The organism is Granulicatella sp., assembly GCF_057274575.1.
In genome coordinates, this window is record NZ_DBHISP010000001.1 from 262,328 (window position 1) to 285,121 (window position 22,794).

At 35.0% G+C, this 22,794-nt stretch carries 23 protein-coding genes and 1 pseudogene; 1 reads left to right on the forward strand and 23 read right to left on the reverse strand.

Annotated elements, in window-relative coordinates:
• Positions 1-3 precede the first annotated feature (3 nt).
• The 21 genes from ACO5V7_RS01200 to ACO5V7_RS01300 form a co-directional block, all read right to left on the reverse strand.
• Positions 4-831 (reverse strand): HAD family hydrolase, encoded by an 828-nt coding sequence (locus ACO5V7_RS01200; RefSeq protein ID WP_485484729.1) that lies wholly within the window; start codon positions 829-831, stop codon positions 4-6.
• 466 nt (positions 832-1,297) lie between these two features.
• Entirely contained in the window at positions 1,298-1,519 is a 222-nt protein-coding gene (locus ACO5V7_RS01205; RefSeq protein WP_485484730.1) for a hypothetical protein, read from the reverse strand.
• Between the two features lie 302 nt (positions 1,520-1,821).
• The gene (locus tag ACO5V7_RS01210) at positions 1,822-2,826 is read right to left on the reverse strand and encodes a PfkB family carbohydrate kinase (RefSeq protein WP_485484731.1); all 1,005 of its coding nucleotides are present in this window, start codon (positions 2,824-2,826) and stop codon (positions 1,822-1,824) included.
• Positions 2,827-2,880: 54 nt separating this feature from the next.
• Positions 2,881-3,510 carry a bifunctional 4-hydroxy-2-oxoglutarate aldolase/2-dehydro-3-deoxy-phosphogluconate aldolase gene (locus ACO5V7_RS01215; RefSeq protein WP_485484732.1) on the reverse strand — a complete coding sequence of 210 codons (630 nt, stop codon included), beginning with the start codon at positions 3,508-3,510 and terminating at the stop codon, positions 2,881-2,883.
• 53 nt (positions 3,511-3,563) lie between these two features.
• Positions 3,564-5,423 (reverse strand): heparinase II/III family protein, encoded by a 1,860-nt coding sequence (locus ACO5V7_RS01220; protein ID WP_485484733.1) that lies wholly within the window; start codon positions 5,421-5,423, stop codon positions 3,564-3,566.
• 9 nt (positions 5,424-5,432) lie between these two features.
• A complete protein-coding gene (locus ACO5V7_RS01225) occupies positions 5,433-6,248 on the reverse strand; it encodes a PTS system mannose/fructose/sorbose family transporter subunit IID (protein WP_485484734.1) in 816 nt (271 codons plus the stop codon).
• On the reverse strand, positions 6,238-7,038 hold the full coding sequence (locus tag ACO5V7_RS01230) for a PTS mannose/fructose/sorbose/N-acetylgalactosamine transporter subunit IIC (protein ID WP_298647936.1): 801 nt from the start codon (positions 7,036-7,038) through the stop codon (positions 6,238-6,240). The genes ACO5V7_RS01225 and ACO5V7_RS01230 overlap by 11 nt, the downstream gene beginning before the upstream one ends.
• A gap of 14 nt (positions 7,039-7,052) precedes the next feature.
• Positions 7,053-7,553 carry a PTS sugar transporter subunit IIB gene (locus ACO5V7_RS01235; protein WP_485484735.1) on the reverse strand — a complete coding sequence of 167 codons (501 nt, stop codon included), beginning with the start codon at positions 7,551-7,553 and terminating at the stop codon, positions 7,053-7,055.
• A gap of 24 nt (positions 7,554-7,577) precedes the next feature.
• Complete coding sequence (locus ACO5V7_RS01240) at positions 7,578-8,759, reverse strand: glycoside hydrolase family 88 protein (protein ID WP_485484736.1); 1,182 nt, start codon at positions 8,757-8,759, stop codon at positions 7,578-7,580.
• Positions 8,760-8,810: 51 nt separating this feature from the next.
• Entirely contained in the window at positions 8,811-12,104 is a 3,294-nt protein-coding gene (locus ACO5V7_RS01245) for a polysaccharide lyase family 8 super-sandwich domain-containing protein (RefSeq protein WP_485484737.1), read from the reverse strand.
• A 137-nt stretch (positions 12,105-12,241) separates the two neighbouring features.
• Positions 12,242-12,931: a GntR family transcriptional regulator gene (locus ACO5V7_RS01250; RefSeq protein WP_485484738.1), complete on the reverse strand. Its 690-nt coding sequence runs from the start codon at positions 12,929-12,931 to the stop codon at positions 12,242-12,244.
• Between the two features lie 101 nt (positions 12,932-13,032).
• Positions 13,033-13,830, reverse strand: coding sequence for a gluconate 5-dehydrogenase (locus ACO5V7_RS01255; RefSeq protein ID WP_288294562.1), 798 nt, complete (start codon positions 13,828-13,830; stop codon positions 13,033-13,035).
• A 15-nt stretch (positions 13,831-13,845) separates the two neighbouring features.
• On the reverse strand, positions 13,846-14,676 hold the full coding sequence (kduI, locus tag ACO5V7_RS01260; protein WP_485484739.1) for a 5-dehydro-4-deoxy-D-glucuronate isomerase: 831 nt from the start codon (positions 14,674-14,676) through the stop codon (positions 13,846-13,848).
• A gap of 293 nt (positions 14,677-14,969) precedes the next feature.
• A complete protein-coding gene (locus ACO5V7_RS01265) occupies positions 14,970-15,326 on the reverse strand; it encodes a cupin domain-containing protein (protein WP_485484740.1) in 357 nt (118 codons plus the stop codon).
• Between the two features lie 105 nt (positions 15,327-15,431).
• Positions 15,432-16,085: a class II aldolase/adducin family protein gene (locus tag ACO5V7_RS01270; protein ID WP_298647915.1), complete on the reverse strand. Its 654-nt coding sequence runs from the start codon at positions 16,083-16,085 to the stop codon at positions 15,432-15,434.
• Positions 16,086-16,090: 5 nt separating this feature from the next.
• Positions 16,091-16,579, reverse strand: coding sequence for a hypothetical protein (locus ACO5V7_RS01275; protein WP_298647913.1), 489 nt, complete (start codon positions 16,577-16,579; stop codon positions 16,091-16,093).
• Between the two features lie 18 nt (positions 16,580-16,597).
• Positions 16,598-17,962 carry a PTS galactitol transporter subunit IIC gene (locus ACO5V7_RS01280; RefSeq protein WP_298647911.1) on the reverse strand — a complete coding sequence of 455 codons (1,365 nt, stop codon included), beginning with the start codon at positions 17,960-17,962 and terminating at the stop codon, positions 16,598-16,600.
• A 15-nt stretch (positions 17,963-17,977) separates the two neighbouring features.
• Positions 17,978-18,262, reverse strand: coding sequence for a PTS sugar transporter subunit IIB (locus ACO5V7_RS01285; protein WP_298647908.1), 285 nt, complete (start codon positions 18,260-18,262; stop codon positions 17,978-17,980).
• 11 nt (positions 18,263-18,273) lie between these two features.
• Positions 18,274-18,747, reverse strand: coding sequence for a PTS sugar transporter subunit IIA (locus tag ACO5V7_RS01290; RefSeq protein WP_298647905.1), 474 nt, complete (start codon positions 18,745-18,747; stop codon positions 18,274-18,276).
• Positions 18,748-18,756: 9 nt separating this feature from the next.
• The gene (locus ACO5V7_RS01295; RefSeq protein ID WP_485484741.1) at positions 18,757-19,446 is read right to left on the reverse strand and encodes a triose-phosphate isomerase; all 690 of its coding nucleotides are present in this window, start codon (positions 19,444-19,446) and stop codon (positions 18,757-18,759) included.
• Between the two features lie 11 nt (positions 19,447-19,457).
• On the reverse strand, positions 19,458-20,288 hold the full coding sequence (locus ACO5V7_RS01300; protein ID WP_485484745.1) for a class II fructose-bisphosphate aldolase: 831 nt from the start codon (positions 20,286-20,288) through the stop codon (positions 19,458-19,460).
• 194 nt (positions 20,289-20,482) lie between these two features.
• Here ACO5V7_RS01300 and ACO5V7_RS01305 point away from each other — a divergent pair, with 194 nt between their 5' ends.
• Entirely contained in the window at positions 20,483-20,995 is a 513-nt protein-coding gene (locus ACO5V7_RS01305; protein ID WP_485484742.1) for a YjbQ family protein, read from the forward strand.
• A 41-nt stretch (positions 20,996-21,036) separates the two neighbouring features.
• Here ACO5V7_RS01305 and ACO5V7_RS01310 read toward each other — a convergent pair whose 3' ends face one another.
• A complete protein-coding gene (locus tag ACO5V7_RS01310) occupies positions 21,037-21,969 on the reverse strand; it encodes a sugar-binding transcriptional regulator (RefSeq protein ID WP_485484743.1) in 933 nt (310 codons plus the stop codon).
• Between the two features lie 171 nt (positions 21,970-22,140).
• Positions 22,141-22,566: pseudogene (gene tnpA, locus ACO5V7_RS01315) on the reverse strand (IS200/IS605 family transposase).
• Between the last annotated feature and the right edge of the window lie 228 nt (positions 22,567-22,794).

Sequence of the window (22,794 nt, forward strand, 5' to 3'; positions counted from 1 at the left end):
TTTTTAATTTTTAAATTGTGATAAATGCTGATGATAAATTGCTTGATACTCTTCATCGTTGTAATGTCCGTCAATAAATTCTGGAAGAATTTTTGTAACTAACGTTTCCCACGACTCTTTTTCTTTTCCAAATAAAATTGGATAGAAATGTACTTCATTAACTTTTGCAGCGTCTAGATCACCAGGAGCATCTCCGACCATTAAGATTTTTTCTTTTTCAAATCCGAGAGACTTGATCTCTTTAATTGCTGCTGCTTTACTTCCTCGTTCCTGTCCGAAGAATTCCGAAACAAATGGCATTAACCCATGACGCTTCCATTCACTATTAACTGCTTCGCTATTCGCAGAAGAAACAATCGCAATTTGCGCTACTTTACTAATTTCTTCTAAAGCACTTTTCACGCCTTCAAAAGGTTTATCTTCGCCAACAAGTTCTGTTTCAATGCCGTGATTCACAGCCTTACTCCAATCGAGTGCTTTTACTAGTACAGCATCGTTATGCTTAGCAATCTCCTCTTCTAATGATTGATTCGAAAGAGATGTTGTATGATTGCACCAGTTAGCAAACACTGAGAAGTCTTCAATTGCTTCACCGTGTTCTTTAGCAAACTCGAGACTAAGTAGTAACCCTTTAAAACGATTAATCCCTCTCGTTTCAGAGAATAAGTTGACACGATTCCATTCTTCTAAATAGACTTCTTGATTTTGAATCTCGAAATACTTCGCTGCTAGCGGGCCGAAGAATCGAATGTGTTTAATATCCATTGTGTCCATCGCACAGCCATCTGAATCGATACATACTACGAATGGACTTTCATTTGTTAAAGCCATATGATCTCCTTTCATAAAATAAATCAGTTCTAAAGTCTGCAGATGATTTTTGTTAGATGACTTTTATGCACTCGCTTACATTAGTGCGTAAATATAAAATCATCTCTAATTTTAGAAATGATGTGACGTTTTGCAGTGAATTCATCTGATGTATTCATTGTATCAGAAGTAAAACAAAAAATAAATACCTAAATTAAAAATTTTTCAGACTTTTTTAAAGTTGCTATTTTCGCATTTAAATAAAGCTTTCATCTATTATAATAGGCAACAAAAAATCAACAGACGACTTTTAAAAGTCATCTGTTGAATGATGAATATATATTGTTAAGATAAAAAACAATCTTGTTTTTCTGATTCCCACAAATGTTGACTGTAAGAAGAACTATCTATTTTCGAGTAGAAAACTTTCAAGACATACTTGTTAATTTCTAACTCTGTTTCCGAAATGGCGATAAGCATTACAACTTTAAAGATATTCTGACCCTAATAAATAGGTTTGTTGAATGTCCTCATGACAAGTTTGGAGGTGGACGCGTCTTTTAAGATTCGTGTCAGGCAAGGCAATGAATGCATACGTACTCTTAATCCCAATATTCTCCCAGTGACAAATCGCCTTCTCAAACCGTTGATTTTTTAAGTTATCTGGCAATGCTAACTTGATGATTTTTGATAGACACTTTTTCTGCATCTCCTGTTATTGTCTTAAATAGATTAAAAATTCCAATCATTCTCGTGATAATTTTTTTGTCATCTCCTCGTCGTCTTTTAATTAGTTAATCGACTACGATTACCAATGCGATTCGTGACATCTTACATGGTGACTACAACACTGGTACCGTTCGTACCATTTCAGCTGTATTATTTTCGAGGCTCTAAAGCATATAATTAAATTAACAGCAGTGATTAATGAAGTAGGATGGTCCGAATACCTTTGGCATCATGCGAACAAACGCCAATGCAATTGCATTGGCGTTTTTACCTTTTGTTAAATTAACGAACAATCTGTCCTGATTTTTGGTTCATAAATTCAAAGACTTCATTTTCTTCAAACGGATTCCAGTCGCCAAAAACCGTATGTTTTAATACCGAACTTGCTGTCCCAAAATCGACAATTTGTTGGCTATCCCAACCTTTTAGAACGCCGTTTAGAATTCCTGCAGCAAAGGCATCTCCTCCACCAACTCGGTCGATGATCGGATTGATATCATAGAGTTCAGATTCTACAAATACTCCATCTTCACCTACAAAGAATCCTTGTAATTCGTTATGATTCGTCGAAATGACATTGCGCTTTGTTGAATACAACACTTTAATATTTGGATATTTTGCTTGAACTCGCTTGTAAATTTCTTCCTGCGAAACAACTTCATCTTCTGATGCTACTTTCAAGAAGTGAATCGCATCTAGTCTACCCGCAGAAAGGATATCTACATAAGGCAAGATTTGTTTGAAACAAGGATAGGCTTCCTCATAACTCCACAACTTACTACGATAGTTCATATCAAAGCTCACATAGCATCCATATTCCTTCGCTTTACGGACGATTTCTACTGTCCACGACTGCCACTTCTTAGAAAGAGCTGGTAGAATTCCTGAAATATGAAGCAAGTCAGCCTCTATAAATATTTCGTCTAAATCCCAGCAGAGGTTGTCTAACACTGAAATACTAGAATATAAGCGATCGTATGTAACACGAGAAGCACGTCCTGCATTTCCTTGTTCTAAAAAGTAGGTTCCTAATCTTCCATATTCTGTCGCTACTAGATTCGTATTGATTCCATTCATTCGCAATCTTGAACTTACAGCATCGTTTAAAGGATTATCTTGCGGTAGGACCGTTGCCACAGAAACGTCATGGCCAAAGTGCGCTAAGGAAATCCCTACATTTGCTTCAGCTCCACCATAGCAGACTCTGAACTCTTTTGTACTTTTTAAACGTACATCATCTGAGGTCGATAATCTTAACAAAATTTCACCTAAAGTGATGATTCTCATCTTGACTCCTCTTTTCTTAAATAGAATTTTTTAAGAAGGATGAATTACCTCCAATTAATCTGCCAAAGCATTCACAAATTCTTTAGCAATTCGTATTACACTTTCATACCCTTCTGTTGCAACTTTTGCACCAAGAGCACTACCGACACCGACTGCTACAGCACCTTTTTCTTGCCATTCTTTAATATTTGCAAGAGAAACGCCACCTGAAGGCATTAAGTTCACACTTGGAATTGGGCCGTGAATATCTTTAATAAATGAAGGCCCTAAAACTCCACCCGGGAATAATTTAATGATTTTTGCTCCACCATTCATCGCTTGAACGATTTCTGTTGTTGTCGCGCATCCTGGGAAATAATCGATATGAGCTTCATGAGCAACCTTTTGAATATGTGCATCATAGTGAGGACTTACTAAAAATTCCGCACCAGCAGCAATTGCTTCTTTAGCCAACTCTACTGTCATAATGGTTCCAGCACCAATGACCACTTCTGAATTTTTTGCATAAAGAGCTTTCAATTCAGTAATTGCTTTAGAAGCCTCAGGTGTTGTATAAGTTACTTCAATATTTTTAATTCCACCTAATACAGAATGTTTTGAAATTTCAATCGCATCATCTGATGATTTACCGCGAATAACTGCAAAAATATAGTTGTCTTTTAATTGTTGTAATACACTTGACATGTCCTTTCTCTCCTTTATAAATGCGTCTTTGCTATGAAACAAAGGCTAGTTTTTTATCTGAATCTTATTTTCTGATTATTTTTCTCAACAACCATTCTCCCGTAAACGATATTTCCATTTGAATCTTTTAAATATTTCAAACCATTATGAATATCTTCTGGAGAATAATATACCAATAATTCCCCACTCTTGGTTTTACATTTTATTTTTGTTCCTCTTTCTTCTCCTGGACAATCTGGGCGAGGTATGCTCTCTTTTTCAACTGAGTACGGTTCCAATGCAATACATGTAAAAAGAGACCCTTTTTTATTTCTAATTTTCAATTGAATACCTTCATCCAACGAATTGTATCGTTTAGAATATTGCATAGCCTCTGTAACCATTTCTCCATTCGTCCAGAATCTGGAATATACTTTATTCGAACGTTGCTTTGGGATGATGAAATTTTGGGTCAATGCATTTCCACATTCTTCTTCATCAATCACCAAGAGAAGTTTTGATTGCGTATCCAAAATCATTTTTCGACTAATATAAGCTCTACTGGAAGTTTCATTATCTTTCATCGGAATACTCCATTGTGTTTCGAAATAATAGAGAGCATCCTCCTTTTTCATCTGCATTGATAAAGGTTTGGCTACCCAATGATATCCCCATGAACTTTCAATAGAAGGATAATGACCGCCTTCTACTAGGACTGTATTTTGCATTCTTTCTGATTTAAAGTGAACTCGTTTTTCACATTCTGTATAAGTATATCGTCCTGGATGCGTCATAAAACGGACTCCATCCATTTCTAGACTGATTGCTCCAAGGGAAGCATGAGCATGAGAACTTCCATGAAGACCACAAAACAGACTAAAGTAAATATCTGAACTTTTTACAACCGCTAATCCGGCTACTTCATCAAAAAAACAGTCGTCGAAATTCACTTTATGCTTTTTATCAAACACTCTCCCCGAATATAAAACTCCCATTGTATACTCTGGACATTCACTCTTAAACCCTAGCAAATGATAGTAGGAATAGACCCAAGAAAAATCAACCGTATCACTGTCATTTAACGCTAAAAGCATATGATTAGAATTCGATAAATAATAACTCGCACGAATGGGTTCTAAAAGAACTTCCTTCCAAAGGTATTGGTCCTCGTATCCCATATAACAAGCAATCTGATATAAATAGGCGAAACACATGACGACTTGATGATGATAAAGTGGACTTTGTTCCCAATGAAGTCCCTTCTTTGTAAACTGAAGAGATGCTTGCTTTAGAAGCGTTTCTTTTGCCCACAAATACAGCTCAGGTTGTTCATTAGAGTAATATACGAAAGAAAGAACACCACTGACTGCAAGCACTCCCCAATTACTTAGAAGATGCTTTTCTTGTAAATGAGTACGAATATAATCGGCATGCAAGAGCATCGATTCCTGAATTTGCTTTCTTTCTACCTTGCTAAACTCTGATAGAGGAAGATAGGTTAAACTTTTCACCCAATTCATCAATCGAATGCCAGCATCCAAAACTCTCCATGAAGCTTCTGGGTGAGAAATCTCTTCTTCATTTTCCAAAATAAAATCAAAAACGATTTCCTTCCACTTTTTCAAGTACTTTTCTTCTTTTGTCAAATAAAATGCCATAGCTAAATCAACCAGATATCCCTGTCGATTTAACATGAACACCCATTCCATATCTCCGTTTGGCGTTTGGTGCCATTTAAACTCATGAAATGAATATTTCTCAAAACACGTTTCCATATCCATTTGATGATCATAGTAGACTAAATCCCGGTCAACTAAAGCATCTACTCTAGAAAAAAGTTCAAGCAGAAACCCACTTGAACTTTTCCCTATCTTTTTTAGACTTTCTTCTTTTAACCAGAATCTAGATTGATATGTTTCTAGATTCGTAAACATCCCATCACCTTATGCTAAAATTCCTAGAACAGAAGCTAAGATACCAATTGCGAATAATAGGATTAATAATTGATAAGTGTTCCATTTTTTCTTCTTCAATAGATAGAATACCAACACTGTAATTAATACTGGTAATAATCTTGGCATCATTTTATCTAAGATTTTTTGAATAGAAACAATTTGCTCTTCACCAGAACTTACAGTTGTGGCATATTGAATGGCAATTTTAGCTTTTACAAATGAGGCTGCTAATGCAGAGATAACTGTTACCCCCACAATATTGGCTGCTTCAGAAATTTTGCTAATTTGGCTGCTTAAAGTTTTAATAGCGTTTGTTCCTAAACGGTATCCAAGGTAGCCCATGAATACTTTGATTGCAAACATACTTAATAACATTGCCAACCAATACCCCATTGGAGCAAATCCTAAACCATCAAGAGCTAAACCTGCAAAGATTGTAGAGAACAATGGCGCTAAACCGAATTGTGCGATAGAATCTCCAATCCCTGCTAAAGGACCCATAAGAGCCATTTTAATACTACGTACAGAATCAATACTTTGACCATCTTCGTACATCGCTAATTGCAAGTTAGAAATAAACGGAACTAAATGTGGACTTGTGTTATAGAACTCCAAGTTTGCTTTAGCAGTTTCTTTTAATTTTTCTGGATCATCCTTATAAATCTTCTTTAAGCCAGGTAAGATAACGTTTAAGTAGCTGACCCCTTGATAAGTATTATAGTTGAATCCATTTTGTAAGATGTATGATCTTAATGATGTTCTAAAATAATCACGTTTCGTTAATTTATTTTGTTTAGATTCCATTGCTAAAATCCTCCACTTCGCTAGTTTGAACTGTTTCCACAACTACTTCTTGTTTATTAGAATTTTGGTAGTAAGTAATTAATGCAAATACTGAACCAACTAATGCTACAGCCATTGTTGGTAATTGTAAGTAAGCCACGCAGATATAACCTAGGATTACGTATGGAGTTAGTTCTTTCTTCAACATTACAGATAAAATCATTGCAAACCCGATTGCAGGAATTAATCCCCCAGCTACACCGAAACCACTAATCAACCATTTTGGTAAAGCATTAACAAATGCTTCTAATGCTGGACGGCTTAGTGCAGATAAGATACCAATAATGAAACCAGCAACCGCTAAACCGATATAAGTTGAGTGTGCGATTAGTTTAAATTTACCAAAGTGACCATTTTCAATCGCTTTTTCAGCCATTTTTGGATTACCAGCGAAGAATGTGTATAAGAATGTTGTTACGAATTGGAATAATACCGCAAATGGGAATGAAAGTGCTAATGCATTTTCAGGTGTAATCCCTTGATCTTTTAATGTAATTACCATGATTGTACCTACGATACCAGGTCCAACTGGGTTAGGTGGAACTGTCCCACCAGCACCTACCCCGAATCCCATATAAGCTAATTCAGCTAAAGCTCCGAATGTTAATGCTGTAGGAATGTCTCCTAAAATTAACCCTACAAAAAACGCCATAACAATTGCTCTGTTTGTATAAATTCCTAGTAACATCCCTGAATAACAGAATGCTGTTACTAGACCGATCAAAATACCTTGCATTAATGAAATTTCCATTGTTCTCCCTCTTTTCAGCTAATCATTTCTAATAATTTTTCTAAAGTTTGTGCTCCGTCATTTGTAACCGGAGAAGTTTTTGTATTGAATTGAACATTGTATTTTTCTTTCATTGTTCGAAGTGCTTGTTTATCTTCTTCTCCTAGATAAATGAATTGTGATACTTTATCCTTTCCAGGAGCTGCATGAATGTTACCTACATTCACATTTTCCATAGGAAATCCTAGTTCACATAAGCGAAGTGCATCCGCAGGACTGGATACCACTACAAAAATTGTTTGGTGTGGGGCAGCTTTCCAAATAATTTCAGCAGTTCTTTGGATTGTCCAAAAACGTACATTCACTTCTTTTGGCAATACAGTTGTCATTAATGTTTGTTGTAATTCATCCGTTGACACTGCATCATTCGCACAAATGGCTAAGTTGACTCCTAAACTCTTAATCCATAATTGTCCTTGACCATGGATAAGTCGTTCGTCAATTCTGACCATTTTAATGTTTGGTTTATTTTCCATGTTTTCATTCCTTTCTTTTCTTTTTTACCAGTACATTTCCCAGTCTTTCTTTTTACGCATAAGCGCTTCTAGATAGAAGTAATCACCCCAAATATTTCCCTCGTTAACCCCCTTCCCTGAATGCCATGAATATACTCCTTCATTTAACAAGGCAACGATAGTAGATCCTTTTTTATCAGTATATTTTGTGATTAAGTTATATAGAATTCTATCTGCCCATTTTTCATACTCTTTAACCGTTTCATTATTTGGAAGCTCTTTAGCCATTTGCTGGATACCGCAAACTGCAATGGCAGCTGCAGAAGTATCTCTTGGTTGACCTGAAGTATCATCAAAGATTAAGTCCCAATAACATACAAAGTCTTCTGGAACACGATTTAAGAAGTAGTTTGTTACCGCTTGGAAATATTCAACATTTGTTTCGGATGGAGCATACGCATTGCAAAGAGCAATTCCATAAATTAACCATGCTTGCCCTCTTGCCCATGCAGAGTCATCTGAATACCCTTGTCTTGTTTTTCCATATGCAGGCTCTCCTGTTTCTGGATCAAAGTAGAAAGTATGGAAAGCTGAAGCATCTTGACGAATAGCGTTTTTCAAAGTTGTCTGGAAGTGAGCTTTAGCCATTTCTTGATATTTACCATCTCCAGTTTCATTACTTGCCCAGAATAGAAGAGGAATATTTAATAAACAATCCACAATTAAGCGGTAGTTATCACGTGCTCCTAATTCTCCCCAAGCTTGAATAAAGTTTCCTTTTTCTTGATATCTTGAGGCGAGCTGTTCAGCAGCTTTAATGGCCGCTTCTTTTGCTTTCTCATTTCCTGTTACCTTATAAGCACTAACACAAGAAGGCGTATATAGGAAGCCTAAGTCGTGGTGGTTTACTTCGATTAACCGTTCAATTCGATCAATGAAGGAAGCCACATTCTTTTCGGCTGCTACTTTATATTTCTCCTCCCCAGTAAATTCATAAGCGAGCCACAACATTCCTGTCCAAAATCCGTTGGTCCATTCGATATTTTCCATCGCTTTATAGTCATTATCGAAGGTCGCTGGCGTCGGGAATTGTTCCCCCAACTGCTCTAAGTTACTATCAATTTTTTCTAAACAAGCTTTGATGGCTTCATCTACTAAAGCTGGAGTTAAGACCTCCGACTCATTCGATTTATACGCTTTCAAAGGTTCGATATTTTTATCAATCATTTTTGCACCTCTCTATAAGGCAACTTAACACGTTAACTCGTTAAGTTTATTTTATCCTATTTTTTTATTTTTGTAAACGTTTTTTTGTAAAAAAATCATTGAAATTGTTAATAATAAAATTCCCAATAAAGAATACACTTCAAGATTTTGAACACCTGTAGCTGGTAAAGCCTCTTCTTTTGAAGGTTCTGAGTTTGTATTTTCCGTGGTTATTTCACTTGAGTTCTGTTGTGTTTGTTCCTGAGTAGTTTCTTCTGTTTGTTTTTTCACTAAATACGTGTAATATCTAATTTTGTTTTCAACAGTAGGTTCCGTTGAATTTTGTAATTCGTATTGGTCTGTATTTAGTGCAGGAAGGCCTGCTGAAGGATCTTCTGGATTTAAGAATGCAATGTCTAGTTTATTGCCCTCTTTCTTAATGGTATAAATCCCTTTTTCTTTTAATACGAGACCATCTTCTAATGTCAACTCAGTGTCATCATATTTAACGACTCCGTAAATTTGATTCGTCTTATCAAAGACTGCTTGCGTTTTTTCAGAATTTTCTACAACTTGGATGTCGTCTTTGTTCTTTTCCTCTTCAAACTCTTTATCTGAACGATTTGGATAGAGGACATACGTATATTTATTATTCGTAGCGTCATGTGGTTGGACAATTGAAATAAAGCTGTTTTCTACTTCTTCATCACTTTGTCCTGCGTTTATATCCTTCCAAGTTCCTTTACGGTTTTCTTTTTTGACATTAACAGTTGTTGGTTCTAAGAATTTATATCCAATATTCATTTGCGTATTTTGAGATTTTAAGAGTAAATCTTTCACTTGCATTTTGTTATCGGCGTCTGAAACAGGAACTTCCTTTCCGTCTGCAACTACACTATAATCATTCTTCGAAGCACTACGATTTCTTGACTCTCTTTGAACTTTACGATTATCGACAACTGTATAAGCTTCATTATCCGTACTGTTCTTAATATCCGAACCAAGGAATACGATTCGATCCCCTAAAATAAACCAAGATTTTTTAGCGGTCAGGGTCTTATTCCAGTTTTGGAAATCCATCGCAACCGTTCCGTATTTATTTCCTAGCGCTGTACTTCCAACAAATGAATGATCCATTGTGGTCATCCCTGATCCTTTTTTCCTTGCTTCATTCGTTTCAGTAATCCCAGCTAGTTTGTATGGATCGACTGTTGCCCAATAATCGTCACTATAATGACTTAAATCATCATTGTAGAGATAAGAGACACCATCACTTGTATACCAACCTTTGGCATTTTCATTATTCATGAATTCGTAGTTTTGAATCTTGTTCGAGTACATGCTAATTCCGAAAGCAAATTCACGTTCTTTATTGTAATAAGCCACTTTGTCCATTGCTTGATAGAGTTTGAGATAAGTGTCTCTTGGAGTCGCTTCTACCATTGGGTTGTACATTAAACTTTCAAAGAGATGAACATCGTAGAAAGACTTCAACGATTTAAAGGTATCGTAGAAATTATCGGAAGAAACGATGTCTTTTACTAACCCTTGAAGTTTCGCTTTTTCTTGCTGATTACTTGCTTCTGCAATTCTTAAAATACCTCTTAGAACTTCCACGGCTGCATAGTGATCATTTTGTACTTTTCTGCTGAGTGAGCGACCTCTTGTCATATCCATCAATCCTCCCTTATAAATTAAAGGTAAGAATCCTTGATGAATCCAGTGATAAAGAACGTTTAATTTGTCATTACTGATCTTATAAGGACTTGCTTGAATAACAGGGAGTAATTGAGAAAATCCATCAATTAATACATTTCCGTATGCCCCTGTATAAGCAATATTTGTATGATCTACATAAGAACCATCGTAGTAGAAACCTTCGCCTTCAGAAACTAATGCTAATACATTACTTACGGCTTGAATTGAGCGTTCTAATTTCGCGTCATCTTCAAGAAGGAGCGCTTCAATGATTTTAACTTTCCCTAAATCTGAAAGGTTCCCACCAACAGCTGTTTTACCACGGTTTTGGCTGACCATGATTTTAGATGGGTCTGGAACCATCTTGCTCACTGGTTTTAAGTATTTCGCAATTTCTTCTTTACTGAAATAACGATTCATAATCGTTAGGATATTATTGATGGCACGAGGAACGCCAATTTCATAATCCCACCAGTTTCCTTTAGACTCAGTATTTTCATTGTAGTAATGGTCATACATTAATTTCATACTATGCTTAACCACTTGAATAACTTTGTCGTCGTTATAGTATTTTGAGTTTTTATTCGTAACTGCTTTTGCAATTTGCTCTACGCGTCTATACGTCTTCGTCAAATTTGTTGATTTAGAGTAATCCCCAACTGCATCCCAAATTTTCTTTTCATCATTTGCTAGGAAACTAGATAGATATCCTTCCACTTCTTTTTCATTAACACTAAAGATTTCTTTCATATAACTACTCTCTGTAGAGTAAAAGTCATTCCCAGAAATCATGGCATCCCATTTCTTAATCAAGTTCCTATACGTTTCGTTTGGTTCAAGGACCTTCAAAGGAACCACTTTATCTTTGGTATCTGGAGCACTTACAACTAATTCAGTACTTCCAGCCTTTTTAGGAACAATTGCTCCGTTTTCGATGGCAGCAACAGAAGTATCCTTAATCTTATACGTGTATTTTGAATCGAGCACCCATCGTTTGTCAGTCGTGAGCGTTACAGATTCATCAAAATCAATGTCTTTTGTCTTTTGAGGTTGAGTCTCTTTTTCCTCTTCTTTTTTGGTTAAGCTCACATCATCGAATTGAACTTTCCCTTTTCCTGTTTCAAAAAATAACTCAACTCTGATTTCTGTCGCTTCACTTCCTGCAACAAACTCCTGCGTAATCGTCGTCCAATCATTATCTCCGACTAAGCTCTTGCTATACCAAAGTGGTGAAAGCTGTTTGTTATTGCTGTCATAAGACATAATGCGAACTCTAGCCCCAATTTTAGAGTCTAGTTTTTCCGTTTTGATTCTCACTGAAAAAGTATACTTTTGATTTGGTTCAACTGGAATATCTTGTCCTACTACCGCTCTCATTTCAGATTCAGCTTCCATTAAAAGGTTCGATTCATCTGTAATTTGAATTTTATACTTTCCTTTCTCCCCTTTAGCAATCCAAGGAGTATTCCAATCAACTGCTGATTTTCCAGTCCATTTCTCCCCTGTATCTACTGTTGCATCAAACGTTCCATTTTTCACAAGATTGACTGTTTGTCCTGCCGGAATTCCCGTATTGTCATCCGCATGTACTGGATTTCCATGAGAGACACCCAGTGAAGAAACCAATGCAAAAGCTAAAACTAAACAGCTCGACCAAACTTTTTTCATCTTTATCATCCTTCCGTTTTTAACTTAACGTGTTAACCCTATAAATGAATTCTACCACTCATTTTAGAATTTGTAAACGGTTTATTTAATAAAAATTAAAAAAAATAAGAATCCCCCACATTAGGAGGATTCTTATTTTATTCAGCAATCAAATTAACTACATAAAAATCAGGATGGATAAAGCTTTCCGAGTATTCTATCACTTCTTTGGTTGTATTGTTAAAAATCGTTTTCTTTACAATCACTACCGAATTGGTTTGGAGCTCGTCTGTTTCAGGGATATCCAATGTCTTAAATTCAATCGTCATACTCATCGGCATATTCACTAAGTTGTTTTCAATACCCAACTCTTTAGAAACACTTCCACCATCTGAAATATGTTGAACTGCCTCTTCACTTAATAAGGTTGTTTGAACAAAACGCTTTTGAATTTTCCATAAAGTATCATCAATCATCGCTCTTTGAACGATTTCATATAAAGGACCTTTCCCTTCAAATTGACTTAAAACGCGTTTATCTTCACAGATTTGTATCGAAGTCTCTACTCGCTCCGAATTCTTTTGCGGATTGAATTTCTTCGTTAGTCTTTCACTGAAACTAACTTTTCGATGCAACATGTTTTTACGAACGAAGGTCCCTTCTCCTTGTCTTCGAATCAAGTAGCCTTCTGCCACTAAATCATTTAATGCTTTAACGACTGTTGTATTACTAACCTGATAGATTTTTTTTAAATCACCTTCAGAATAAATTTTAGATCCGGGTTTAAATTTGCCTTCGTCAATCTCTTTTAAAATGTTTTGTTTTATAATTTCATACTTTGGTAGCATGCACAAACACTTCCGTCCTTATATTTTAAAGCCATCATATCAAAATAATTTCCTCAAGTAAACAGAATAAACACCCCTTCTACGGAAAGGGGCGTTTAGGATTAAGGTTGTTTACCGATGTACGCTAAAATACCGCCATCCACATAGAGGATATGACCATTTACAAAGTCACTTGCACTACTTGCAAGGAAGATGGCCGGACCTTTCAAGTCTTCTGCTTCTCCCCATCTTTCTGCTGGTGTTTTTGCGATAATAAATTTATCAAATGGATGTCTTTCTCCATCCGGTTGAATTTCACGAAGAGGAGCTGTTTGCGGTGTCGCAATATAACCAGGTCCAATTCCATTACATTGAATATTGTAGCATCCGTATTCTGATGCAATATTACGTGTTAACATCTTCAATCCGCCTTTAGCTGCTGCATAGGCAGAAACAGTTTCGCGTCCTAATTCACTCATCATTGAACAGATGTTAATGATTTTACCGCCACCTTTTTTAATCATTGAAGGAATAACCGCTTTTGATACGATAAATGGCGCATTTAAATCCACATCGATGACTTGACGGAAATCTTCAGCCGCCATTTCATGCATTGGAATTCGTTTGATGATTCCAGCATTGTTAACTAAGATATCAATGACGCCAACTTCTGCTTCGATTTTTTTCACCATTTCTTGAACACCAGGTTCATCCGTAACATCACAAACATATCCGTAAGCCTTAATGCCTTTTTCCGCATAGTTTGCTAGACCTTTTTCTACTCCACTTTCATTTCTGTCATTAAATACGATAGTGGCACCAGCACTCGCTAATGCTTCTGCAATCGCAAACCCGATTCCGTATACTGCACCTGTTACAAGTGCAACTTTTCCTTTTAATGAAAACATGTCATTTGTCATTTTACTCACTCCTCACTATTTAAGATCTTGCATTGGAACCATATCCATATCAGTATAGGTAATGTTTTCTCCAGCCATTCCCCAGATGAATGTGTAGTTTGAGGTTCCCACACCTGAGTGAATAGACCAACTTGGTGAAATACATGCTTCTTCGTTTCCAACCACTAAGTGTTTTGTTTCTTGCGGAGTTCCCATGAAGTGGAAGACTCTTGTATCAGGTTCCATATCAAAGTAAAGGTATGTTTCCATACGACGTTCATGCGTATGACATGGCATTGTATTCCAAGAGCTACCTGGTTCAAGCACTGTGTATCCTAATTGTAATTGGCAGCTTTCGCATTGATTTGGATGAACATATTGATAAATCTTTCTTTGGTTTAATGTATTGGATTCACCCATGCAAAGTGGAACAATTTTTTCAATACCTAATTTTTTATTTGGATATTTATGATGGGCTGGAACGGACACAACGTAGAATTTCGCAGGGTCTTCAGCAGAAACACTTGAAAAGGCAATTTCTTTTGTTTCTTTCCCGATGTAGTATCCATCTTGTTTCACCATATTTTCTGAAACACCATCGATTTCAATGACACCAGGACCTCCAATATTAATGACACCCATTTCACGTCTTTGTAGGAAGTATTCCACTCCTAACTCTGTTGATAATTCAATAGTTAATTTCCCTTCAACTGGCATTACCCCACCAAAAATCATGCGGTCGTTATGAGTATACGTCAACTTCACTTGATTTGGTTCAAATACTTTCTCAACTAAGAACTCCTTTCTTAATTGCTCCGTAGAATAATGTCTGATATCCTCTGGACTGTGTGTATATCTCGTTTCCATAGTTCTCCTCCTTAATTGATTCATAAAAGCTTTTTACTACCAAATCTTTTTTTCTTTTGGTAGCGCTCTCGCGTTCAGTCTAACACTAAACGAAACCAGTTTCAAGTAAAAGTTAACGTGTTAACACGTAAACTTTTGTTTTTCAAAAGATTTTTTGTTGCATTTCACAATATTAACATTTAACAAATCGTTCTTATAAATCATTTAAATAGATAAAAAACTCTGGTTTAGAGATTTGATTTCAAACTACTTTTCACAAGGTTTTTCTATTTAAATTTTTTTATTATTTTAATCTATCCTTTTGGTTTATAATCAGGGACTTCAATTTTATCTATTTCTTGGTAAGGTGCCAACGTAGATACCATCACAATCGCCTCATCATAAGGATTGTTTACATAATGCACTTCATTTGGTTCTATATGAATAAACTGTCCTTTGGATAAAGTAACTTTCTCATCATCCACATATATATCAATTTTTCCCTCGAGAATATAGAAGTTCTCTTCCATAATCTCGTGATAATGTGCTGGAAAATCTTGACCAGGATTAAATTTTACGATTGCAAAATTCGATCTAGGTCCCTTCATTAAATATTTAGGACCACTATCACCAAAACGATATTCTCTTTCATTTTCGTTTAAAACAAACATAGAAACACTCCTGTAAGATTAAAAATGAATTTTAACGATAAATAAATACTTCCTTCTCATGAAATAGAAAAGGAAGTATTGCATTACTATAAAATAATATTTCTGTTAATGTTCTCCCGGAACCTGTCCATATGCCTTAAAAACATCAACTGCGACTTGAATTTGATCCTCCGTTAATTTTGCCACAGGACGACCTAAAGAATGTGCAACATACAAAGTCTTTGCAGATTCTTCTAAATAAACAGCTGCATATAATGCTTCAGTTAAATTTTTCCCGATAGTCACAACCCCATGGTTTTTCAAAACAACCGCTAAGCTGTCTCCTATATAGTCCACCACTGCAACACCCATTTCAAGGCTAGCTGCTGAACTATATGGAGCAACATGAACATGTCCTTTTGTAGTGTTTGCTAATGTTGTTAGATCACAATCAATACGGTCAAATACTAACCCTAATCCAGTTGCATACGGTTGATGGGTATGAATAATTGAATTAACATTAGGCATATTTTTATAGATATAACATAACGCAATAGTATCTACACTTGCTTTTCTTTCTCCTTCAACAATTTTACCCTCGTTATCAACCACAAGAACATCTTCTGGAACCATTTCATCATAAACCATTCCACTAGGAGTTACTAGAATATGTTCACTATTCACTCGTAAACTAACATTTCCTCCTGATAGAGAGATTAATTGATACTTATCTAACTTTAATGCTGCATCAATAATTTTCTTTTTTTCTAATTCATACACTTTTATCACTTCTCTTTAATTTTTTGTAAATATTCAGTATTTACTCTTCTCGCTTTTGATTTTAATGACTCTGGATTGATTTTGTAATCTAGGTCTCTGAATATTTCAAACAGTTCTTTCCCATTATTATAATTCTTGGTATTTATCCAATATCTTCCTTTTTGAAATTGAGCCTTTCCAATTCTTAAATATAATTTACCAGAACTTGGAAATTCTCTAAGTTGGAATCTATCTGAACCATCAATATAATATTTGGCTTTAGAATTAAAACTTTCAAAAACTATTTCATTCTCTTTAATCACGATTTTTTCTGGATGTACTTTTGAAACAAAAGCGTTCCACATTGTATAAATACATACTATTCCAACCAACAGTAATAACGAAAGATTAGAATGAAAATATACTAATGAAGCTATAAAAGCTCCAATAGCAACAATTCCTGTAATAATCACATCGAAAATATACAATAGTCTATTATATTTAAATTCATTCATCTCTCGCACCTCATTTTATTAGTCATTTGCATGTAACAATTGAGCTTCTTTTTTGATTCTTGTACGATTCCACAATGCCATTGCAACTGCAATAACTGCACCAATACCTGTACCTATATATCCAAAATTGTGTAATCTTACTAACACCCATGTAAGAGGGTTAGCTCCATCACAGATAGAAGAAATTAACGTAGCCCCTTCAGGCATTTGGAAATTAACATTTTTAGCTGCAATTGTAATAAATGGAGCTAAATCTGTAGCAATCCATAACCCAACAACTAAAACAACAATCCCAACAATTAAACCTCTAAATCCATTTTCTTTTACGATTGGAGTTATTAACACAAACATCCAAGGGATAACGGCTAAGTCTGCAAATGGCAATACTGTATTTCCTGGCAATACAACTGCAAGGAAAATTAATAATGGTACAAGAATAAATGAAATCGCCATAGTAACAGGGTGCCCAACACCAACTGCTGAATCCAAACCAATATAAATCTTACCGCGATTTTGGAAATGCTTTTGAATAAATTCACTAGCAGCATCACTAATCGGAATCAAACCTTCCATCAGTAACGCAGCCATTTTAGGAATTAACACTAATACTGCTCCTAAAGAAACACCTAATGTTAAAACTTTTGTTACATCATATCCTGCAAGCATCCCAATAACAATACCTAAAACGGAGCCGATTAAAATTGGTTCACCAAAAACACCAAAACGTTTCTGAGCTTCATCCATATTGATATCAATTTTATTAATGCCAGGAATTTTATCAATTAATCCATTAATGACAATGGCAATTGGAGCATAAGCTGTTGTAAATCCGTGTGGTAATGATACCCCTGGAAGTCCGAGCGACTTTTCAACTTCTGGAGCTGTAACATCTCCTAGAACCATTACAATAACCATATTAATCACTGCTGCAATAATTCCTAGTGTCATATTATCAGTTACAATAGCAACTAACGCACCTGTAAATGCAAAGTGCCAGTAATCCCAAATATCAACGTCTACAGTTTGTGTAGTATTAGTCATTAGCATTAAAATATTTACTACCAATCCTAAAGGAATGATAATTAATCCTACTGTAGACCCCATAGCAATAGCGGCAGAAGCTGGCCAGCCAACATCAATTGTTGAAAGATTCAATCCGAATCTTGTTACCATCTCTTGAACAGCTGGTGATAATGATGTCCCTAAAAGTGAATTAATCACCAAATTTAAACCAATAAATCCCACACCAACAGTTAATCCAGCACGTAAACTTTTACCGACACCTGTTTTAAAACATAGACCTAAGATAAAAATAACAATCGGCATAACAACAGCTACACCTAAACCTTGTATGAACTGAAAAACACTTAGTATAAATTCCATGGTTTTTTCCTCCTATTATTGTTTCATCAATTCTAAAATCCTATCAACTGCTTGTTTAGTATTTACACCCGTTAAAAAGCATACTCCTGATACAAATTCACATTCCAAATTTTTTGGTGCCATTGTAGTCGCAATTAAAAAATCATAACTAGCAGATTTTGCGGGAGCTTCTGATACTTTACATTGCGTAATCTTGTATTGTCCTTGAAATCCATTTTCATCAAGAATATCCGCAATTTTTTTATGCACAACTGTAGAAGTGGCAATCCCTGAACCACATGCTAACAATATATTTTTCATTTTAATTCCTCCTAAGAAATATATTTTTTAAATTTTTCTACTACTTCTTTTTCACTATTACTATTCACTATATCAAGAACCAATTCATCATTTTGAAATAACTCCATTAACGCTTGTAAGAATTCAAGTTGAGCATGCGGTTCCTTAATAGCAAGCATAAAAACTACTTTTACAGGTACCTGTACATCTTCACTTCCCATAAATGTAAAGTTAACAGGATTTTTTAATATTGCTATCGCCATTGATTGTTCAATTACGAATTCAGCATCAGTATGAGGAATAGCCACTCCAATATGTTCCAGCTGTAACCCTGTTGGATAATGTACTTCTCTCTCTTTAATTGCATCAGAAAAAGTATCTTTTACGTAACCTCCATCCTTTAAAAGTAATGCTATTTCTTCAAGAACAGAATTTTTATCTTCCGCTTCAAGAGATAGTTTGATTAAACTATCATCTAAATACATTCGCTCTAAAACTGAACTCATATAACCACCTTATCCTTTGTTCTCAGATGCTTTAGCAACAGCTTCAATCATTTTTTCAATCATTTTGCTTGGATTTTCAGCTTTTACAATGCCACTTGTGCATCCTGTCCCATCTGCTCCTAGTGAGATCGTTCTAAAAACATCATTTTCATTACTAATACCAGCAGCTTGCATTACAGCAATAGAACTATTAATCGATTTAATGGCATCGTTTGTTGTATGAATGTACTCTTCACTACTTGTCTCTCCAGTTCCGATTAACTCTGTTGGTTCACATAAGATGCAATCTGGATCAAGTTTGGCAATAGCTTTAGCTTCCTGAAGAGAATCTGCACAAACAATTGTTAAAATCCCCAATTCTTTCGCTCTTGAAATTGATTTCACAAGCTCATTTACAAGTAGTGGCTTTTCTGCATGATTTAAGAAAGTTGCTCTTGCCCCCGCAGCATAAACGGATTCTGGTAACACATGTCCAATCCCTCTTCCTGGATAAATACCATCAATATGCTGAGCAGTAACAATGACATGGTTTGTAGCATCCTTAACCTTTGGTAAATCAGCATACGGTGCAGTAACAAATACTAATACTTCAGGATATTTTTGAGCAGCTGTATCAGCAACTTTTGCTAATTGTACTAATTCTTCACCATATAGATATGACTTTGGATTAAATACAAAAAACGGTCTATTAATTTTCATAATCCCACTCCTTATAGTTTAGTATGGAACACCTTGTAATAATGCTCTAATACTTTTTCCATTCCAATATTTGCAAGATTTTTTAATTCTATATAATTCTTATATCCCCCATTTTCAATCTCATGTTGTGCACCCATTAAGAAATCGGTATAAATATTGATTTTACTAATCCCTTCTGTTGCACACCGTTCTAGATTTAAATCGCCTGAAGAAGAACCACCATGTAAGACAAGAGGAACATCTGTTAATTGTCTGATTTCGTGTAATCTTTCAAAATTAATTTTGGGTGTTCCTTTGTACAAACCATGTGCTGTACCTATAGAAATTGCTAATGAATCCACATTTGTTTTATTTACAAACTCAATAACTGAATCTGTTTCTGTATAAATGGAATCTGGTTGCCCTTGTTCGAATGAAATCTGGTTAGAACCTACATGTCCCAATTCTGCTTCTACAGAAATATCGAATTGATGAGCTAACTCAACTACTTCTTTTGAAATTTGAATATTATCATCAAATTTTTTTTGAGAAGCATCAATCATTACGGAAGTAAATCCTAATCGAATTGCTCTCTCAATAAAATCATAATCTTCACCATGATCAAGATGTAGAACAATTGGAACTGAAGCATTTTCACCTAGATATTTACCTATTAAAGCGGCTTCCTCAAGACTTATGATATCCTTATGAGATTGAGCAAAAGCTAAAATCAGAGGTAATCTTTTTTGTTCAGCTACTTTTACATAAGATCGTGCAGAATCTAAATCAATATAATTAGTAGCTGGTATAGCATAGTTACCTTTACGTGCTTTCATAAACAGTTCGTTCGAGTTAACTAGCATAATCACACCTTCTTTTTATTTTTGTAAAGTTATTTTACATTTGTTCTAAAACAATTTTACTTCTTGTAAACGCTTTTGTCAATACTATAAATTTCATAATTGCAGTTATTTTCCTATTGACTTATGCTTTAACGCGCTATATTATATATGTAAAGTTATTTATCATTTGTTACTTTTTATTAGGGGAGATCTTTATGTTTAAAAAAGAATTCTCAGTTAAATCTCATGGTAAAACTCCAACCTATATCAATATAACTGGTATGGTTAATGAAGCTATTAACGAAAGTCAAATCAACAATGGACTTGTAATAGTGCTCACAAAACATACAACCTGTTCCGTATTTTATGAAGAATTTACCCATGATTTTGACGAAAAAGGTAATGAATTTCTTCAAAACGATTTAAATACTGTACTGGAAAAAATCATTCCAAATCATACTTCTGCTACAACTTATTCTTATCCAGGGCCAGAACATTATAAAGATGTTGAAAGTTGGCCAAATGTTGAAGAGTATCTACCAAACGGTGACCGTAGTGCTCTTTGGAATGGAGATGCACACTTGAAAGCTACTATTCTAGGAAACAGCGTGACTTTAGACGTAGAAAACAATAAACTTGCGGTTGGTAAAACTGGTTATGTTTATTTTGTAGATTTTGATAGAACTAGAGAACGTACTAGAAAACTCTCAGTTATCGTTATTGCATAAAGTAAAAAAATAAGACACCCTAGTAATTTAGGGTGTCTTTTCTAATCTAACAATAATTGGTTTGCATTCAAATCATCAATAATCAAATGGGTAACAAATTTTAAATTCAATAGTCCTTTTAGACTTAAAAATTTATCCATTCCTGAAGCTACAATCACAACTTCTTTAATAGACATCAAATCTTCTAAACTTTGTCCCAGCATCCGATCTGTAATATGAGTTTGATGAACAGTACCATCACTATCAAAAAAGGATGTAAGAATATCTCCAATAATTTTCTTTTCTCTGATTTCATCTAACTCTTCTTCACTAAACGATTGTAAGAGTCTATATGTACTAGAGGTTTGTGGATTACCTACCCCAACTACTGCAATATCAACTTTTTTCCCTTCTTCCATGACTTCTTTAATTAATCCTGATCTTTCAAACGTATTTTTCATTTCAATATCTTCAGCGAAGGCAGGAGAATAGAAAAAGTTTGCTTTGCAATCATACTTTTTGGCTAAGGAGAAGGCTAAAACATTCGAGTGAAAATTAACATTTGAATGTCCTCCTCCACCGACCAGAGGGATTATTTTTAAATGAGGTGCGCTTAAATACTTTGCATTATTTACAAATTCATATAAGGTTGTTCCCCAACCAATCCCCAGCGTATGGATACTTTGAATTCTTTCCTCAATGAAATTTGCGCATAAGAGACCAACATTCTGTTTAGTAAGCTCTTCCCCCTTGTAAGGAGTGATTTGAACGGATTTTAATCCATACTTTTCACACAATAAAGTTTGTTTTCTTAATAATGTATAGTCATCTGATTGAATCGTTATTTTTACTATTCCTACTTCTTTAGCTTCTTTTAGCATTGCCGCAACAGTTGGTCTAGAGAGATTCATTCTTTTCGATATTTCGACTTGCGTTAACCCTTCCTCATAAAACATATAGGCGATTTCTGATAATATTTGTTTTCGATTTGACATCAATTAAAATTTCCTTTTTATATTAGAATTATTATAGTTAATTAATACCATTTGTAAACTTTATTGTCAATTGATAAATTATCTTGTTTCTTATTTATCTAATGACAACTTTATTTCATAAAAATGAATTATATCTTACACGTAAATATCTTCCGACTAACCCGGTGGTTTTCATCTTCGGATATAGCACCGAACTCGTCTCCCTGTAAATGGATTTTCTAATTCTAATTCCAATTGTTCTGCTATATGATCTTCTTTTAGTTGATTCCATATATACTCTCGAATGGCTTTCTAATTCTTACCGACTCCATCTACATAATATCCTCTACATCAAAACGATCTATTTCGATACTTAAATCTTGCATTCGCCCATCTCTCAAATATCATTTGACTACTTTTCCTTTTTAAATATCCGACAAAACCAGAGACACTCATTTTTGGTGGTATTTCTACTAACATGTACACATGATCCACGCAGACCTCTGCTTCAGTAATGTTCACATGTTTCCATTCACATAACTGTCGTAACATTCTACCGACATCAAGCCTCCTTGATTCATAGAATGCCTTTCTTCTATATTTTGGTGCGAAAACGATATGATACTTTCAGTTCCATTTCGTATGTGATAAACTGTGTAAGTCATCGGTATATCCCATGACAAAACCTCCTTAGTTCTTTCGTTGTATTTTGCAGACCACATACGAATTATAACTAAGGAGGCTTGTTTTTTCATTATCACTCCGCTAAAGCTTTTTGGACCCCCGGACAATTGTACTGACCCCAAAAAGTTAGACAATTAATTTAAGCAAAGGATTTAGTTCTGT

Bases quoted from the DNA above. Each gene is read 5' to 3' on its own strand.
- ACO5V7_RS01200 (WP_485484729.1), bottom strand. From the start codon at position 831: ATGGCTTTAACAAATGAAAGTCCATTCGTAGTATGTATCGATTCAGAT.
- ACO5V7_RS01205 (WP_485484730.1), bottom strand. From the start codon at position 1,519: ATGCAGAAAAAGTGTCTATCAAAAATCATCAAGTTAGCATTGCCAGAT.
- ACO5V7_RS01210 (WP_485484731.1), bottom strand. From the start codon at position 2,826: ATGAGAATCATCACTTTAGGTGAAATTTTGTTAAGATTATCGACCTCA.
- ACO5V7_RS01215 (WP_485484732.1), bottom strand. From the start codon at position 3,510: ATGTCAAGTGTATTACAACAATTAAAAGACAACTATATTTTTGCAGTT.
- ACO5V7_RS01220 (WP_485484733.1), bottom strand. From the start codon at position 5,423: ATGTTTACGAATCTAGAAACATATCAATCTAGATTCTGGTTAAAAGAA.
- ACO5V7_RS01225 (WP_485484734.1), bottom strand. From the start codon at position 6,248: ATGGAATCTAAACAAAATAAATTAACGAAACGTGATTATTTTAGAACA.
- ACO5V7_RS01230 (WP_298647936.1), bottom strand. From the start codon at position 7,038: ATGGAAATTTCATTAATGCAAGGTATTTTGATCGGTCTAGTAACAGCA.
- ACO5V7_RS01235 (WP_485484735.1), bottom strand. From the start codon at position 7,553: ATGGAAAATAAACCAAACATTAAAATGGTCAGAATTGACGAACGACTT.
- ACO5V7_RS01240 (WP_485484736.1), bottom strand. From the start codon at position 8,759: ATGATTGATAAAAATATCGAACCTTTGAAAGCGTATAAATCGAATGAG.
- ACO5V7_RS01245 (WP_485484737.1), bottom strand. From the start codon at position 12,104: ATGAAAAAAGTTTGGTCGAGCTGTTTAGTTTTAGCTTTTGCATTGGTT.
- ACO5V7_RS01250 (WP_485484738.1), bottom strand. From the start codon at position 12,931: ATGCTACCAAAGTATGAAATTATAAAACAAAACATTTTAAAAGAGATT.
- ACO5V7_RS01255 (WP_288294562.1), bottom strand. From the start codon at position 13,830: ATGACAAATGACATGTTTTCATTAAAAGGAAAAGTTGCACTTGTAACA.
- kduI (WP_485484739.1), bottom strand. From the start codon at position 14,676: ATGGAAACGAGATATACACACAGTCCAGAGGATATCAGACATTATTCT.
- ACO5V7_RS01265 (WP_485484740.1), bottom strand. From the start codon at position 15,326: ATGTTTGTTTTAAACGAAAATGAAAGAGAATATCGTTTTGGTGATAGT.
- ACO5V7_RS01275 (WP_298647913.1), bottom strand. From the start codon at position 16,579: ATGAATGAATTTAAATATAATAGACTATTGTATATTTTCGATGTGATT.
- ACO5V7_RS01280 (WP_298647911.1), bottom strand. From the start codon at position 17,962: ATGGAATTTATACTAAGTGTTTTTCAGTTCATACAAGGTTTAGGTGTA.
- ACO5V7_RS01285 (WP_298647908.1), bottom strand. From the start codon at position 18,262: ATGAAAAATATATTGTTAGCATGTGGTTCAGGGATTGCCACTTCTACA.
- ACO5V7_RS01290 (WP_298647905.1), bottom strand. From the start codon at position 18,747: ATGAGTTCAGTTTTAGAGCGAATGTATTTAGATGATAGTTTAATCAAA.
- ACO5V7_RS01295 (WP_485484741.1), bottom strand. From the start codon at position 19,446: ATGAAAATTAATAGACCGTTTTTTGTATTTAATCCAAAGTCATATCTA.
- ACO5V7_RS01300 (WP_485484745.1), bottom strand. From the start codon at position 20,288: ATGCTAGTTAACTCGAACGAACTGTTTATGAAAGCACGTAAAGGTAAC.
- ACO5V7_RS01305 (WP_485484742.1), top strand. From the start codon at position 20,483: ATGTTTAAAAAAGAATTCTCAGTTAAATCTCATGGTAAAACTCCAACC.
- ACO5V7_RS01310 (WP_485484743.1), bottom strand. From the start codon at position 21,969: ATGTCAAATCGAAAACAAATATTATCAGAAATCGCCTATATGTTTTAT.